This window comes from Terribacillus saccharophilus (assembly GCF_000725365.1).
Classification (GTDB): Bacteria; Bacillota; Bacilli; order Bacillales; family Amphibacillaceae; genus Terribacillus; species Terribacillus saccharophilus.
The window spans coordinates 3,235,879-3,250,650 of record NZ_CP008876.1 but is presented as its reverse complement, the minus strand read 5'-3'; the positions used below and the strand labels follow the sequence as shown (position 1 = coordinate 3,250,650).

Here is a 14,772-nt window from a genome sequence, read left to right as displayed (position 1 = left end):
TATATGAGTGACATGTTCAAGGTTGAGATTATCACTAGAAACTCAGCGGATCTTGAGGCATTTAAAATGAAAATGGCTGAAATCGGGGTATCGGGCATGACTTTCTCCCATGTGCAAGGCTGCGGCCTTGAGGAAGGCTACACTGAGCTATACCGCGGTGTCAAGAAAGTGCAGAACGTATTCGATCGGCTTAAGATTGAGATTGTCGTCAGTGCAGTACCTGTCGATGATGTCATCAAAGCAGCTACTAGTGCACTTCATACTGGTAAAGCTGGTGATGGAAAGATATTCGTCTATCCGGTCCAACAAACGATTGATATTAATACAGGAAAACAAGGTCCTGCAGCCTTGTAAAAAAAGCGCTCCTTTTAGGGGCGCTTTTCCTATGTAAAAAGCCAGCCTAATTTCAGGCTGGCCGGGAGAAGAACATGAGCTGCAATTACCACTAGATCATCAGTAAGCATATTATAAGCAGAAAACTGTAGTAGCAATCCCGCTTGGAGAAAGCAGGAGAGCTAATCTATAGCACTATTCTATATGATAGATTTTAGCTGTATTCGGGTCATTATCATTTGTGAGACGATCTTCTTCCACAAGGCTTTTCAAATTCTTGATAGCATCTTCGAATTCAGTTAGAGATAACTGATTGGTTGCGTAAAGGGAACAAAGCATAGCATATGCAATCGGCATTGTATTCACTTCTACAATAACATCGACATCTGAGTTACCACTATGGGCAACTTGGGAATTGTTATCGTTTCTGCTGGCAGAAAACGGGTTTTGATATTTTCTTAGATTGCTCATTGTTCTTCTCCTTTCTTAATAATTAATTAGCAAGGTCTTCTTTTATGTCTACGTTTTTTCTTACCTTTGCCGCCGCCATGATGACCATGGCCGTTGTCATCGTCATCATCTTCAAAATCTAGATCAAAATCTTCTTCAACTTCAGCGTCTGCTTTTGTTTTAACCCAAACATAAGAGTTGCCGCTTTTAACGACTTTTGCTTCATTGTGGTTTTTGGATTTGTTTTTAGCTGCGCTTTCCACTTCTACTTCGTCGAAGTTTTCATCGTCGTGTTCTTTGTCATGTTTGTAGTAACTCATTTCTTGGTTGCTCCCTTCATATTTGTTCTTCTTTTCCCATCTATCACCCATAAGTGATTCCTCCTTTAAATTTGTAATTAGCTTACAGTTATAAACTATGCAGCTGAAACCGTATATGTATGGTCAAACTGTTCAGGGGCAAACATGGAATTTGGTGATATAGTAGAGGAAAAGGAGGGGTGCGCGATGACTTTTGATTATATAGCGCATGCAGATGGCATTATAGTGCGGCCATTATGCGAAGAGGATTACACCAAATGGTTCAGCGGATTCAGCAGACGTAAACTGTCCCAGCATACCCATGATCCAGGGCTGCTCGACATGACAGATTGTACCGATTCCTGGTTTTCTGCTTTAGTAGACAAGCATCAGCAGCTCGCCGCAGAAGATAAAGCATATGTTTTTGGTGTATTCCGGGAAGCAGATGGTGCTCATCTTGGTATGATTGATTTTTCTACATTAGCGCGTGATGACTTTCAATGGGGAAGAATTGGCTATACAATCCACAATCAATACTGGGGTAAAGGATACGGTAAAGCAGCAGTCCATATGGCACTTGAAGTCGCTGTTTCTCAGCTCCGCTATCAGCGAATTGAGGCACATATAAACTTGGATAATCCCCAGTCAATTGCCCTCGCCAAAAGTGTTGGAATGCATTTTGAATGTATTCGCAAAGGCTTTATTTTCGAAAACGGGCAATGGACAGACCATCTTGTTTTTATACATACAGCACAAAAATGACGGGCTTCTGCTGAAGCCCGCCGAAATCTTTATCTATTCTCTTCTTCATATTCCCTCGTCAGGTTCTCTGCTTCTTCTGGCATTCCATCGTGTCGCTCGTACGTATCTGTACCTGTTTCTTCATATACTGCTTGCTGTTCTTCACCAGCAGCATTATCATAACGTATTTCCACGTATCCTCCATCAGCATATACATAAAGATCTGAAGTGTCACGAGTCAAATCCACATCATCTCCTAGATCAGCAAGATGCTCGTTCTCTAATTCGATAACCTGTTCAATCTCAGGATCATACTGCGATCCGCAGGCAGTCAAGAATACTAACAAAAGAGGAAAGGCTAAGAATAGTTTTTTCATGAATAAAACCTCCATCATCAACTTGTACTATCCCTTAGCCTATTTGGACCGTGTTTAAACTATTTATCCGGCGGATGTTTTCTTGAGGAGAACGTATTGTACAGACCCGCACTTGCCAGCCCGGCTATACCGCCTGCCCAGAGCCTTGCTGTAAGTTCAAAGTCTGTAAATGGATATGCTGCTGCACCCAGCAATGCACCGACAAAGAGGCTAAACAGCGCATGATAGGGTTTCGCTCGAGGAAAGCTCCGCTTCAGCAATTCCATCATTGCAGTTACAATCGGAGCGAGGATGGTTGCAAACACAAGCACTTGATACATTGTTTCATTTTGAATTGGTTCCATAAATCACACCTCCCTCTTATACTGCATACTATGCGGACAAGAAGAAACGTGCATTTGATACTAACCTAATAAAAAAAGACGTACAAGCTTCGCCTGTACGTTTACCTTATTACATCATCGATTTTGGAGGCATCGTATCATGATAGAGAAACGGAGCTGGTTTTAGTTTCGGTGCTCCGGCAAACGGTTGTGGCTCTGCTACATAATTAAACTGCCCTCTTCCGTCCATACTTGGCCCGCTTGCCCAGCGGCCTTTTGAGCTTTCACTGCCTCTGGAGAAATTAAATAGCGTGTACGCAACTTCTTCTTTCTCCAGCCTGCGAGGAAAAGTAGTCGGAACCACAATATCGTTTTCTCGTTCTTCCAGTTCCCGTACTGCTGCATACCATTGATTTTGATGCATTGTATCACGTGCAATAAGGAAGGAAAGCATATCACGGACACCAGGATCATCTGTCATACCATACAAACGTACTACCTGAAGCCGTCCCTGTGACTCCGCATTCAGATTCGCACGGAAGTCTGCCAGAAGGTTGCCGCTTGAGATGATATATTTTGCATTCCACGGATAACCCGCTGCATCCGCTGGCAATGCACCTAATCCCGACACAATCGCATGTTGCGGATTCGTTCCTCCCATGATCGCAGCAATGGCAGGATCACTATCATAAGCGGCTTTTTGATCCTCAAAAGGTGCATCATCAAGCAACCGCGCAATCATCGTCGCGAACATCTCTACATGACCAATTTCCTCTGTACCTGTATCAAACAGCAAATCACGGTATTTCGGATCTGCTCGGGAGTTGAATCCCTGCCATAGGTATTGCATCATTACACTGATTTCACCGTATTGTCCGCCTAAAGCTTCCTGCAGCTGTCTAGCAAAGACCGGATCCGGCTTAGATGGCTTAGCGTGATATTGCAGTTCTTTGATGTGAAAAAACATGCGCTGCCCACCTCTTTCGTTTTTATCCAACGCAGAATTATATGAGCGCCAGAACGAAAATATGCACATAATCCCACATGAGGACTATACAAATTGCAGCAAAATCAAGAAAAAGCGAGTCTTAATCCTCCAACATTGATTCCTGCTGGTTGTTACTTTTCCATATGAACGTAATAGCAAGACCAATAAACAAAATCACTGCCGAAAATAGATATGGATAGTGAATGTTTATATCGAATAATATGCCACCTAGTGCAGGACCAATTATGTTCCCTAAACTTGTATATGTTGAATTCATTCCGGCTACAAAACCTTGCTCCTTACCCGCAGTTCTAGATAAGAACGTTGTCAATGCCGGACGCAGTAAATCAAACGCAAGGAAGATTAAGCAAGTTACTGCAAGTACTAATAGGAAGCTAGAAATCACTGTCGATACAATTGCTAAAATACCACCGATTATCAGGCATAGCTGTATCAGCTTCTTCTCACCCATAACATCAACCATTTTTCCAAACAGCAGCACTTGCACAATTACACCGAAGATGGAACTAACAGTAATTATTAACGCTATGTCTTTTGGTGTAAAACCAAACTTGTGATCAGAAAACAGACTGAACACAGTTTCATATGCCGACAAACCGAATGCGAGAACAAATACAATGAAAAATGCAATGAAGTAGATTGGATTCAATGACTTTTTCAAGTCACCTAAGAAACTAGTTCCTTTTTTACTGTCTGCAATTTCAGCAAGCTGCTCCTTGGACAATGGCTCTTTAAGTATGAATACAGATAATAAGCAAGCTAAAAATGCGATGACTGCCGCAACATAAAAAGGCATTCGAATACCATATTCGGCGATGTAACCACCAAGCCCCGGCCCGATGATAAAACCTGTACTAATAGCTGCCGACAAATACCCCATCGCTTTCGGACGGTCCTTATTTGTCGTGATATCTGCTACATATGCAGTAACACCTGGCATAATGAAGGAAGCACTAATTCCCCCCAGGATTCTTGATAAATATAGTAAAGATACATGTGTTGCCAAGCCGAAAATCAGCTCAGAAACGGCAAAAAGAAACAAACCTGCTGTAATGAGTTTCTTTCTGCCATAACGGTCTACCCAACGGCCAGCAAATGGAGACATGATCAATTGTGCCCCTGCGAATGCTGCAACAAGATACCCCATCGTCTTGCCTGACAAATGCATAATATCCATGAATGACGGCATCACGGGAATGATAAGCCCCATCCCTAAAAATGCGATAAACAAATTGCTTAACAAGATTATTAATACGGATTTTTGTTCTTTTATTGGCTTCTTCAAAATCATTTCTCCTTTTGCTGCAGAACTATGCTAGAAGCTTTCTTAACCAATAATGCTTATCTGCACAAAAACATTCATTAAAAAGTTAAGTTAAGTTAATTAATCTATCCTCATTATAATTGTTTACTTTACTTTGTAAAGCTGCTAAAACCTGATTTTCTGAAAAGGTAAAAAGCAAGGCTGGCAAACTGCCAGAACCTTGCTTTTTACGTTACGTTATACTTCTTTACTTTATATAACTTCGTTTTGTTTCAGTGCCTCTATTTCTTCTTGAGAATAACCTAAGTCTTTTAATATCTCTTCATTATTCTCCCCTAGATCCGGCGCAATTGACCGGATGCTGCCTGGTGTCTTTCCGAATTTAGGTATAATCCCTGGTACTTTGATTTCTCCCAGTCTCGGATGCTTTACTTCGACAATATTTTCGCGAGCTTTATAATGTTCATTTTCAAAAATATCAGCGATACTCAGCACTGGGCTGATCGGAACCCCGTGTTCATCTAGCTTATTCAATAACACTTCACGCGGATGCTCGCTAATCCAATCAGCGACAATTTTGTTGATGCTATCATTGTTTTCCAACCGGTTTGCATTAGTATGATAACGTGGATCCGTCAACAAATCCTTGCGATTCATTGCAGCCGCAAGCCGATTGAAGGTTGTATCAGTGCTCGTAACAAGTACAACCCAGTGTTCATCTTTCGTCCTAAAGGTTCCGGACGGAGAGGAATGGCCGGCTAAACCTGGTGATCGCTCACGTATTTTACCAAGCTGATCATATTCGGCTACAAGAAATTCCATCATTCGAAAAACCGATTCATAAAGCGCAACATCTATCATCTGCCCCGATCCCGATTCCTTTGTATCTCGGTGATAAAGAGCAGTCACTGCCGCAAAGGCCACATAAATTCCGCAAATATAATCTGTCAGTGAAAATGGCGGACTTACCGGATGACGATCTGTGAACCCTTGCAAGTACGTATAACCGCTGAAGGCTGTCGCTGGCGTGCCAAATCCAGCCTTTTCCCGGTATGGTCCTGTCTGGCCATAACCTGAAACGCGGATCATGATTAAATCTGGATTGATCTCTTTCAACACATCATAGCCGACACCCCATTTTTCCAGTGTCCCAGGGCGAAAATTCTCCACCAGAATATCATGTGTTGCTGCCAGCTTCTTCATAATTTCCACACCCGCTGCTTTATGCAAATCAAGTGTTAATGACTTTTTGTTACGTGACAAGCCCGGCCAGCGCAGCGGTTCATCTCCTTTAAATGGTCCAACACTTCTTGATGTATCTCCTCGTCCAGGTATCTCGACCTTGGTAACTTCCGCACCAAAATCCCCCAGCAATGCCGTTCCGAACGGCGCCGCGATCATTGTGGAAACATCCAGTACTTTTACACCTTCTAAAGGTGTTGGCATGTTATCCCCCCTCCTTTCTCAAGGAATGCTCACATGTGATTTATCATTGTCAGGTGAATAAATATCATTGATATTCCATTTCCCATCTGTGGGAACTGGCTCATTTTTCATTGCTACATCGATAACAACAGGTTCGTTTGCTGCAATTGCTTCTTTTAATGCCCCTTTGAATTGCTCGGCATTTTCGATTTTTATTCCCTTTATGCCATAAGCTTTTGCAATAGCGGCGAAGTCAGGTGAGTAGCTATTACCGTCAATTTGAAATCTCGTTCCGTATGTTGTGTCATAATGCGCCATCTCCAGACCAGCGATTGTACCAAAAGCACTATTATTCATCACAACCCAGACAACCGGGATGTTTTCTTCTTTCGCTGTTGCAAGGACAGAAGGATTTTGTCCGAATCCGCCATCGCCTATCAGAGAAACGACCACTTTTTCCGGGGCAGCAATCTTTGCTCCAAGAGCCGCTGAACTGCCGAAGCCCATTGTTGCAAAACCGCCAGGTGTCAAAATGGAACCTGGCGTGTAAATAGGAAATTGCTGTCCCACGCCGTTTTTATTCCAGCCAACATCAGTTGTAAGATACGCATCCCGCGGAAGAACATCACGAACCTCAGCTAATATACGTTCTGGCTTCATCGGGAAGGAATTGCTGTGTACATTTTTTGAAATGCGCTCGCTTAATGATTTGCGATAGGATACGATTTCTTCTTTTAGCTGATGGTTACGATCAATACCATCCGGATACAGCCGACGTGCTACCCGATTTAGGGCATGGAAAGCTTTTTTCAGGTCAGCAACCGCCCCTATCTCTGCCGGATAGTTACGACCGATTTCATTCGAATCTATATCAATATGAATCAATTTCGTTTTTGGAAAATGAAAGGTTACATCATCATACCAACTGCTTGAATCTGCTTCAGAAAAGCGGGTGCCTGCCCCGAAAATATAATCAGCATTTTTTGTTTGTTCATTAATAAAGCTTGTGCCCCAGAAGCCTGTCATGCCAAGTGTCAATTTATGGTCATCAGGCAGGACACCTTTGCCCATCAAAGAATGGGCTACCGGTATGTTCATATGCTCCACAAATTCCCGCAGCTCCTCAGCCGCATCGGCTAGTACCACACCTCCGCCTGCATATAGCACTGGACGCTTCGCATCAGCTAATTTCTTTACAATATGTTCAGCTGTTTCTTCATCTAATGAAGGTTTTTCTACCGCTTGCGTATGATGCTGAATCAGCTTGAATCCGTCTTCTTCTATCTTCTTCGAGAATATATCCATCGGCACGGATATAAGAACGGGACCCGGGCGGCCGCTTTCCGCCAGCTGGAATGCTTTTTGAAGTATTTCCGGAAACAGCTCAGCCTGATCAACACGCCATGCTCGCTTCACAAATGGACGATAAATTTCATATTGTGCGCCGTCAGCATGCATATTCACTTCCTGGTGCGGGTGCTTTCCATAATAATAACTTGGCACATCACCTGCGATAACAACCATCGGAGTAGAGTCTAAAGCCGCATTAGCAACTCCTGTTGCGGCATTCGTCAATCCAGGTCCTAAGTGACTCAGTACAACAGCAGCTTTCTTCGTTACCCGGGCATATCCATCTGCTGCATGAGACGCAATTTGCTCATGACGCACGTTAATGAACTTGATTGAGCTTTTTTCTAATTCCGCTAAAACCGCTATGTTCGTGTGTCCGCACAGTCCAAATATATGTTTCACACCGCGAGATTCCAGATATTTGACTAACTGCTCCGAAACCAACTTTTTCATGATAAGGTATCCTCCTAGCTCTTGTTCTTGCTTACAATAAATCCTGAAGCACGACCATTTTCATCTCCGTCATTTCTTCCGCAGCAAAACGTGGACCTTCTCTGCCGATACCACTATTTTTGATTCCGCCATACGGCCAATGATCCAAACGGAAGTTAGAAGAACCATTTACAATAACACCGCCGACCTCCAGTTCTTTTGCTGCCTTACGGATCACTTCCAGCGAGTTCGAAAAAATGCCGGCTTGTAGGCCGAATTCCGACTCATTCACTTCTTTGATTGCATCGTCTAAATCATGATAGGGCAGCACACTTACTACCGGTCCGAATACTTCCTGGCACACAACTTTGCTTTGCTTTTTCGGTCGCAGAAGAATTACCGGTTCTATAGAAGCTCCGTTCGCATTTCCGCCATGGATAAGCTCTGCACCTTCTGCTAAAGCTTCGCAAATCCAATCATGGATTCGCTCTGCTGTTTGTGTATTTACGACACACCCGACATCTGTGCGCTCTTCTTCCGGATTTCCAACAATAAGTGCAGCCGTGCGTTGTTTTAGTTCCGCAACAAATCTGTCCAAGATCTGTTCATGAACATAAATACGCTGGACGGAAATACAGCTTTGTCCAGAATTGCTGAAAGCTGTTTTCGCACAAATGACAGCAGCACGCTCGACATTGGCATCTTCATGGACAATAGTTCCCGCATTTCCGCCAAGCTCCAATAACACTTTTTTCATGCCTGCTGTTTTGCTGATTTGCTGACCTCCTGGAACGCCTCCGGTGAACGAAACGAGATTGACTCGATCATCCTGGACGAGCTTTTCGCCTATTTCTTTTCCGCCTAGAATCATGTGGATTGCCTGCGTCGGCATTCCAGCCTCCAACAGCAATTCAACAAGCGCAGTTGCAATCAAAGGTGCTTGCGGAGCTGGCTTTAAAATGGTGACGTTACCCGCAGCAAAACTTGGTCCGATTTTATGACATATCAAATTGAGCGGTGCATTAAAAGGTGTAATAGCTGCGACGACTCCTACAGGAACACGGAAAGTCAACGCCATGGAAGATGCTCCCCGCTCTGATGCCCCTCCCGGAATTGTCTCGCCAAAAAGCCGTTTCACTTCCTCTGCTGACAGCTGTAATGTTTCTATCGATCGAGCCACTTCATCCCGTGTATTTTTCAGCGCCTTGCCTACTTCTTTTGCAATTAAAGCTGCAAATTCTTCTCTGCGCTCTTCCAGCAAAGCAGCAGCTTGATACAGCACCTTAGCCCGGAATGCCTGTGAAAGAGAAGCAATTTGCTTTTTATCGCTATGCGCTGCTGCCAGCGCTAGGTCAACCTCTTCTTTATTCGCTGTTAATTGAACTCCAACATTTTCATTTTTATATGGACCCACAACTGGGATAGGTTCACGATCATCGTCAATCCATACACCATTTACAAAAGGTCTGGCCTTTCGCATTGCTTATCACTCCTTCTGCAAGTCTTCTGGTATATCTCCTGTATATTTAACGAGCTTTTCTTCATTAGGACATGGACCTTTGATCAATGTGCCCTGCATTAATTCTTCGTAGGCATGCGCAACGATTCCCATTCCTCGCGAAAGAGAAAAAATCCCTTTTGCTGCTTCTGCCGGGATACTGAGCTCACATTGAATGGCTGCAGAAATACCATCAACATTAATCGTAAACTTGCGTTTCTTAACTACTGACATCGTTTGTCGGTAATCCTCTAGAATCGCAAGATATTCTCCCGTTATTTCTCCGCTATCAATCACCTTCTGCGCCAAATCGTACAACCTATTAACTCGCGGATCTTGATCATGCAGCTGATGGCCAAAACCAGGAAGCTTCTTTCCTTCAGTTAGGAATCGCTGCAAGGTATCCGCCACAGCATTTTTATTTGAAGCCAGTTCTGCATTCGTTTTGTATAACAATTCCATTGCGCCTTCTACTGCTCCTCCATGAATGTCTCCAAGCATATTAATCCCTGTAGCAACAGCGGAATTAAAACTAACACCGCAAGTAGCCGCCATTCTTGCTGCCGCTATCGAAGGAGCGCGCGGACCATGATCCGCACCGGCTACTAGCACACTTTCAAATAATTTAGCTTGCTGCTCAGTTAACTCTTTACCGACCAGCAGAAAAAACAACATTTGGCTGTAAGATATGTTTCCAATCAGATTCTCAATCCGTTTTCCACGAAGAATAATTGAGTTTTTCTTTATGTCGCTAATCTCTGTTTCCCACCAAGCACCGCCATTTTTGTAGTGCTCCAATGCACTTCGTCCACTCATTCTCTCACCTCGCAAAATCTTGTATACTAGTATATGTTCACGTCATCCAGATTCAGACTTATATATTCCTTAGCAGAGTTTAAGCATCTTCTCGCATATTCTTCGAACCCTAATTCCTTTGTTCGCCGCAGGTGAGGTATCTCTAAAGAATATGGGATCTTCGGAATCTCTTTTAAAATTTCTTTAATAGGAATACCACCTTCTCCAATGTAAAGGCGTTCTTCTCTCATTATCTGGATCATTTGTTCTCTAGATGCTGGAATTTCCTTGCTTGCATCACATAAATGAAACATGTGAAACCAATCGGAAGGTATTTTTCTGAGATCGTTTACATTTTCCTTTGAACGATGAAAGTGGTGGCTATCTATCATCAGTCCTGCATTATCCTGAGCAGCAGCTGTGAGCATGCTGACAGCTTGCGCTAATGTAGCCACGGAGGCAACAGGCACAAATTCCAATTCTACCGTCAATTGATAGGGTTTTGCTAATTCACATAATTGGATAAAACGTTCGGTTGCAAATACTAAATCATCAGTCCAAACGCTGCAAAGCACATGTCGAGCTCCCAGCTCTGCTCCGACTTCAAAAGCTGTTTCATACTGTTTCGGATCCATACCATCCACTATTTTGGCTAGCTCTATATCTAACACTTGGATACCAGTTTCACGAAGTGCTGTTTTTGTTTGTCTAAGCATTTTTCGGTTGCTAGCCAAGTTATAATTCGGTTCATTTTTCAGTCCCATACAAATCGGTCTGATGCTTACAAAATCAAAGCCTGCCCTGGCTGCAATATAAGTTAGTTTTGGGGGAGGACATGCTAATGCTGTCAGATGCGCTAAAGAAAATTGATCCTTCAAAGTGATCAACCTTTCTGTATTCTTTCTTCTGAGCAAAACCCGCCATTTTCCCACCTGCTTTTACTTCTCCTGAATAGAAACTATTTGTTCTCAGGATTACCTTTGCTTTCTCGAAGTGTCACTCGCCTTTTTTCTCTAATAGATAGATTGATTGCCTCCAGTATTTCTAACGTTCTTAAACCTGCTTCTCCAGGGACACGCGGCTCTTCGCCTTCTTTCAGTACCTCCATAAAATGGTGAAGTTCTGCTGCTATCGGATCAACAGTAGCAGCGGGTGGAAAATGCTGTTCTACCAAAGCATGTTTCCATCCATACTCACCCTCACTGTACTGATAACAGCGAAAGCTCGGAAAAGCCAAGCTCCCTTTTGTTCCGAAAAAGTAATAGCAATCTTCATCATAAAAGTTATAAATTGGGTTCTCTTTTACATTGAATTCATAAGACCACGGAGAAGGTACTCCGTCTGTCAGAAAGTATTGAATGACTGTCCCGTCGTCAGCTTCTAAGATAGCTGTTACTGAATCCTCTATTTCCAACCCGCGTATTTTATTACGACTAGTAGCGTAAACGCTTTCAATATTTAAGTTAGTCGCATAAAGCAGATTATCTAAATCATGAATGCCATTGATTAATAGTGGTCCGCCTCCTGCTTTAACACGCCAGGCTTCCTTGTAATAGTCTTTATCCTTGGCAAGGACCCACATCATATTTACGCCAACCAGATCTCCGATGACACCACTTTCTAGCAAGTACTTCAAGTGATTGATTTTTGCAGAAAAGCGTCTATGATGACCAACCATAAGCTTTACTTGCTTATCGTGGCAATATGCGATCATTTCATGAGCCGCTTCCGTTGTATCGGCGATTGGCTTTTCCACCAGACAATGCAGTCCTTTATCAGCGCAGTACGTAACTGCTTCTTTGTGTAAGTGATTTGGCAATGTAATAATCACGCCGTCCAAGGGGCACGTATCAATGAGCTCCTTATAATCTTCGAATAAAGGTACAGCCAGCTCATTTGCCCGCTCCATTGCACTCGCATTATTACCCGCTACCGCCACCAATGTGAGATCCGCCATATTTTTCGCCTGCTGTGCAAATGTGTATCCATGATTCAACCCCAGCACTGCAATTCTCATCCAGCTATTCTCCTTTTAACATACTAGTATACAAGTTATGGTTGATTCCGACTCTTTTACTGAGATTGCGATTCAAAGTAATCAGCATACTTCTTAATGATGTTTCCATAGTGATCGGCGGCTGTGTCCAGATGCTGATTTAGTCGTCTTACAACTCCAATTGCATCATTTTTTTGTATCAGCGTAATCAATTCTTTGTGGTCAAGAATGACCCTGCCCATTTCCCGTGACTCAAAAAAATCCAAATAACTGACCCTGTTCACATGTCCCCTTACCTGACGAACGATAGCCGCTAAGGTCTGGTTGCCGCATATTTCAAGGATCTTGTCGTGAAACTTCTCATCATACTCGTAAAAAGAAATAACCTCCTGCTTTTGTGCAGCAGCTCGCTGCTGATCCAAAATATGCATCAATTCAGCACTGTATTTACTCACTTGTAAATCAGATTCATCCCACACGACCGCAACTTCCCGAAACGCAACTGCTTCCAGACTTTTTCTAACCTGAAACGCTTCCTGCACCTTTTTCTTTGAAATATATTTCACCCTGATCCCTTTTTGAGGAATAATCTGCAGGAACTCCTCTGAAGCAAGTAAGTGAATGGCTTCCCTGACAGGTGTTCTGCTTAAGCCTAGTTCTTCTGCAATTGTGCTCTCAAAAATCATCTGCCCCGGCTTGTAATCTAGCGTGATAATCTTGTGGTATAAGTGTTTATACACTTCATAGGCTAATGTTTTACGCTGGACAGTAAATTTGTTCATGCTCATCAACTCTTTATCATCTGGATTGTTTAATCGAAAATGATACTAGTATACAAGTAAGAAATTGCGCTTCATGCTTCCACTGTATGCTTCTGAGTGAGATATATTTCCTTATTATATTCATTTATTTATACATACAAAAAAACAGCAAGAGTGGCATATAGCCAACCTCTTGCTGTTTCATGTATAGTAGCGCGCTCGGAGGGATTCGAACCCCCGGCAGACGTGGTAACGAAACCAATTTTTAATTATGAGCAGATAATAAGAGGTATCACCACTATGCTTTTCCTTGTATTAACGCACGTCTTACATCAGTAACTTACATAGCTTTCTCCGTATGTTGGCTCAGTATGTTAGCCTTCCAATTCATCGAGAGGAAAGGCTGAGATTGAGAAGTCAATTCATGATTCAAAGAAAATGAAGAATCAACAATTCAATCCCCGACTGATTTGATCGCAACTAACCGAATAATCAGTGACCAGTCAAGCTGGCCGCGCGCTCCCAACTCCAGATGCTACCCTCGTTAACCAGGCACCTTCATAGTCATGCAAAATCAGGCGAGTACGTCTTGATAAGGGAAAGGCGCTTCTCCCAGAGGACTGTTTGCCTCTGAGAAAAGTTTATAATTTTACGCACAAAAAAAGGTACCCATATTCTCCGGAATTGTTTACTTTCTACTGGATTATAGATTAATACTTACGTTATCTCAGTCAATACAAAATGGGAAATTTTACTTATTTATAATATTTTTTTCTATATTAATTCAAATTACCCAGGTCTTATGATTTAATAGAGATAGATGGGAGACAATTACATTTATGAAAAATAAATTCCTTATTTACATATTATTAGTAATGTCCACTTTAATCATTTCTGGATGTAGTACTAAGAATAACGATAAAGAGAATAGTAGTAATCAAGAGTCAGAACTATCTAATAGTACACATATTGCTGTAATAGATAGCGGCATAAACTCTATTAACAGTAGTTTGGAAGAAACTATTGTTGAAACGAAAAGTTTCATTGAGGAAACTAACGATGATATAGATCATGGAACACCCATTAGCGCTATAATCGTTGCCAATAAAGATGCGCTCAATAAGGATGTTTATTTACATTCCTATAAAGTGATTGATAGCGCCGGCAAAGTCGATAAGCAAGCTTTTATTAATGCACTGCAACATATAAAAATGCGCGACGACATTGACATAATTAATATTAGTTTCGGTTTTAGAAACGATTCTTCAGATATTATGGCGGCTATTAATGAACTAGTAGAACAAGGAGTAGTAATTGTTGCATCGAGCGGAAATACATTTGGCTTAAATGCAGACTATCCAGCAAAATACAGCAATGTAATTTCTGTGAGTTCTATAGATACTAATAATAAACCACTCAGGTTTAATGCTAAGGGCAAAATTGATTTTGTAGCTCCTGGATCAAACATAACTTCAATTAGTTCTCAAGGAGAAGAAGCCCAATATAACGGCTCCTCTTTCGCTGCCCCATATATAACTAAAAAGGTACTAGAGATATTAGATAAAAAAGATATTCCTAAAAATAAAGATAGGTATACGACTGTACATAAAGTATTACAAAGTATGTCTACTAATTTAGGTAAAAAAGAAATCTATGGAGAAGGAGTGCCAGAAAAAAAATAAAGGAATATCTTTTTAAATAAAATAGAAAGAGTGATTA

Annotated in this window: 16 protein-coding genes; 3 read left to right on the top strand and 13 right to left on the bottom strand. The window is 42.1% G+C overall.

Translation table 11 applies throughout. From position 1 onward, the window contains the following. The first annotated feature begins 3 nt into the window (after positions 1–3). Complete coding sequence (locus GZ22_RS16140; protein ID WP_038564690.1) at positions 4–354, top strand: P-II family nitrogen regulator; 351 nt, start codon at positions 4–6, stop codon at positions 352–354. A 174-nt stretch (positions 355–528) separates the two neighbouring features. On the opposite strand, the gene GZ22_RS16135 is transcribed toward GZ22_RS16140, so the two are convergent. Both GZ22_RS16135 and GZ22_RS16130 read right to left on the bottom strand, forming a co-directional pair. Beyond that, positions 529–804 (bottom strand): hypothetical protein, encoded by a 276-nt coding sequence (locus GZ22_RS16135; protein ID WP_051748390.1) that lies wholly within the window; start codon positions 802–804, stop codon positions 529–531. A 26-nt stretch (positions 805–830) separates the two neighbouring features. Next, a complete protein-coding gene (locus GZ22_RS16130; RefSeq protein WP_038564687.1) occupies positions 831–1,154 on the bottom strand; it encodes a hypothetical protein in 324 nt (107 codons plus the stop codon). A 135-nt stretch (positions 1,155–1,289) separates the two neighbouring features. On the opposite strand from GZ22_RS16130, the gene GZ22_RS16125 reads away from it, so the two are divergent. Continuing rightward, entirely contained in the window at positions 1,290–1,844 is a 555-nt protein-coding gene (locus GZ22_RS16125; protein ID WP_038564684.1) for a GNAT family N-acetyltransferase, read from the top strand. A 29-nt stretch (positions 1,845–1,873) separates the two neighbouring features. On the opposite strand, the gene GZ22_RS16120 is transcribed toward GZ22_RS16125, so the two are convergent. From GZ22_RS16120 to GZ22_RS16070, 11 genes are all read right to left on the bottom strand, one after another. Beyond that, complete coding sequence (locus GZ22_RS16120) at positions 1,874–2,200, bottom strand: hypothetical protein (RefSeq protein WP_038564682.1); 327 nt, start codon at positions 2,198–2,200, stop codon at positions 1,874–1,876. Positions 2,201–2,259: 59 nt separating this feature from the next. Further along, positions 2,260–2,544, bottom strand: a complete 285-nt coding sequence (locus tag GZ22_RS16115) for a holin (protein ID WP_318250061.1) — start codon at positions 2,542–2,544, stop codon at positions 2,260–2,262. Positions 2,545–2,653: 109 nt separating this feature from the next. After that, complete coding sequence (locus GZ22_RS16110; RefSeq protein WP_038564680.1) at positions 2,654–3,490, bottom strand: manganese catalase; 837 nt, start codon at positions 3,488–3,490, stop codon at positions 2,654–2,656. Between the two features lie 121 nt (positions 3,491–3,611). Further along, positions 3,612–4,817 carry an MFS transporter gene (locus GZ22_RS16105; RefSeq protein ID WP_038564678.1) on the bottom strand — a complete coding sequence of 402 codons (1,206 nt, stop codon included), beginning with the start codon at positions 4,815–4,817 and terminating at the stop codon, positions 3,612–3,614. 231 nt (positions 4,818–5,048) lie between these two features. After that, complete coding sequence (locus GZ22_RS16100) at positions 5,049–6,242, bottom strand: CaiB/BaiF CoA transferase family protein (protein ID WP_038564676.1); 1,194 nt, start codon at positions 6,240–6,242, stop codon at positions 5,049–5,051. Between the two features lie 18 nt (positions 6,243–6,260). After that, positions 6,261–8,024 (bottom strand): thiamine pyrophosphate-binding protein, encoded by a 1,764-nt coding sequence (locus GZ22_RS16095; RefSeq protein WP_038564675.1) that lies wholly within the window; start codon positions 8,022–8,024, stop codon positions 6,261–6,263. Positions 8,025–8,055: 31 nt separating this feature from the next. Beyond that, positions 8,056–9,483 carry an aldehyde dehydrogenase family protein gene (locus GZ22_RS16090; protein WP_038564674.1) on the bottom strand — a complete coding sequence of 476 codons (1,428 nt, stop codon included), beginning with the start codon at positions 9,481–9,483 and terminating at the stop codon, positions 8,056–8,058. 6 nt (positions 9,484–9,489) lie between these two features. Then, complete coding sequence (locus tag GZ22_RS16085) at positions 9,490–10,317, bottom strand: citryl-CoA lyase (RefSeq protein ID WP_038564673.1); 828 nt, start codon at positions 10,315–10,317, stop codon at positions 9,490–9,492. Between the two features lie 26 nt (positions 10,318–10,343). Continuing rightward, on the bottom strand, positions 10,344–11,174 hold the full coding sequence (locus GZ22_RS16080; RefSeq protein WP_038566304.1) for a sugar phosphate isomerase/epimerase family protein: 831 nt from the start codon (positions 11,172–11,174) through the stop codon (positions 10,344–10,346). An 80-nt stretch (positions 11,175–11,254) separates the two neighbouring features. Then, on the bottom strand, positions 11,255–12,313 hold the full coding sequence (locus GZ22_RS16075; RefSeq protein ID WP_038564670.1) for a Gfo/Idh/MocA family protein: 1,059 nt from the start codon (positions 12,311–12,313) through the stop codon (positions 11,255–11,257). 56 nt (positions 12,314–12,369) lie between these two features. Beyond that, complete coding sequence (locus GZ22_RS16070) at positions 12,370–13,074, bottom strand: GntR family transcriptional regulator (RefSeq protein WP_051748388.1); 705 nt, start codon at positions 13,072–13,074, stop codon at positions 12,370–12,372. Positions 13,075–13,892: 818 nt separating this feature from the next. On the opposite strand from GZ22_RS16070, the gene GZ22_RS16065 reads away from it, so the two are divergent. Next, positions 13,893–14,735, top strand: coding sequence for a S8 family peptidase (locus tag GZ22_RS16065; protein WP_051748386.1), 843 nt, complete (start codon positions 13,893–13,895; stop codon positions 14,733–14,735). The last annotated feature ends 37 nt before the right edge of the window (positions 14,736–14,772 follow it).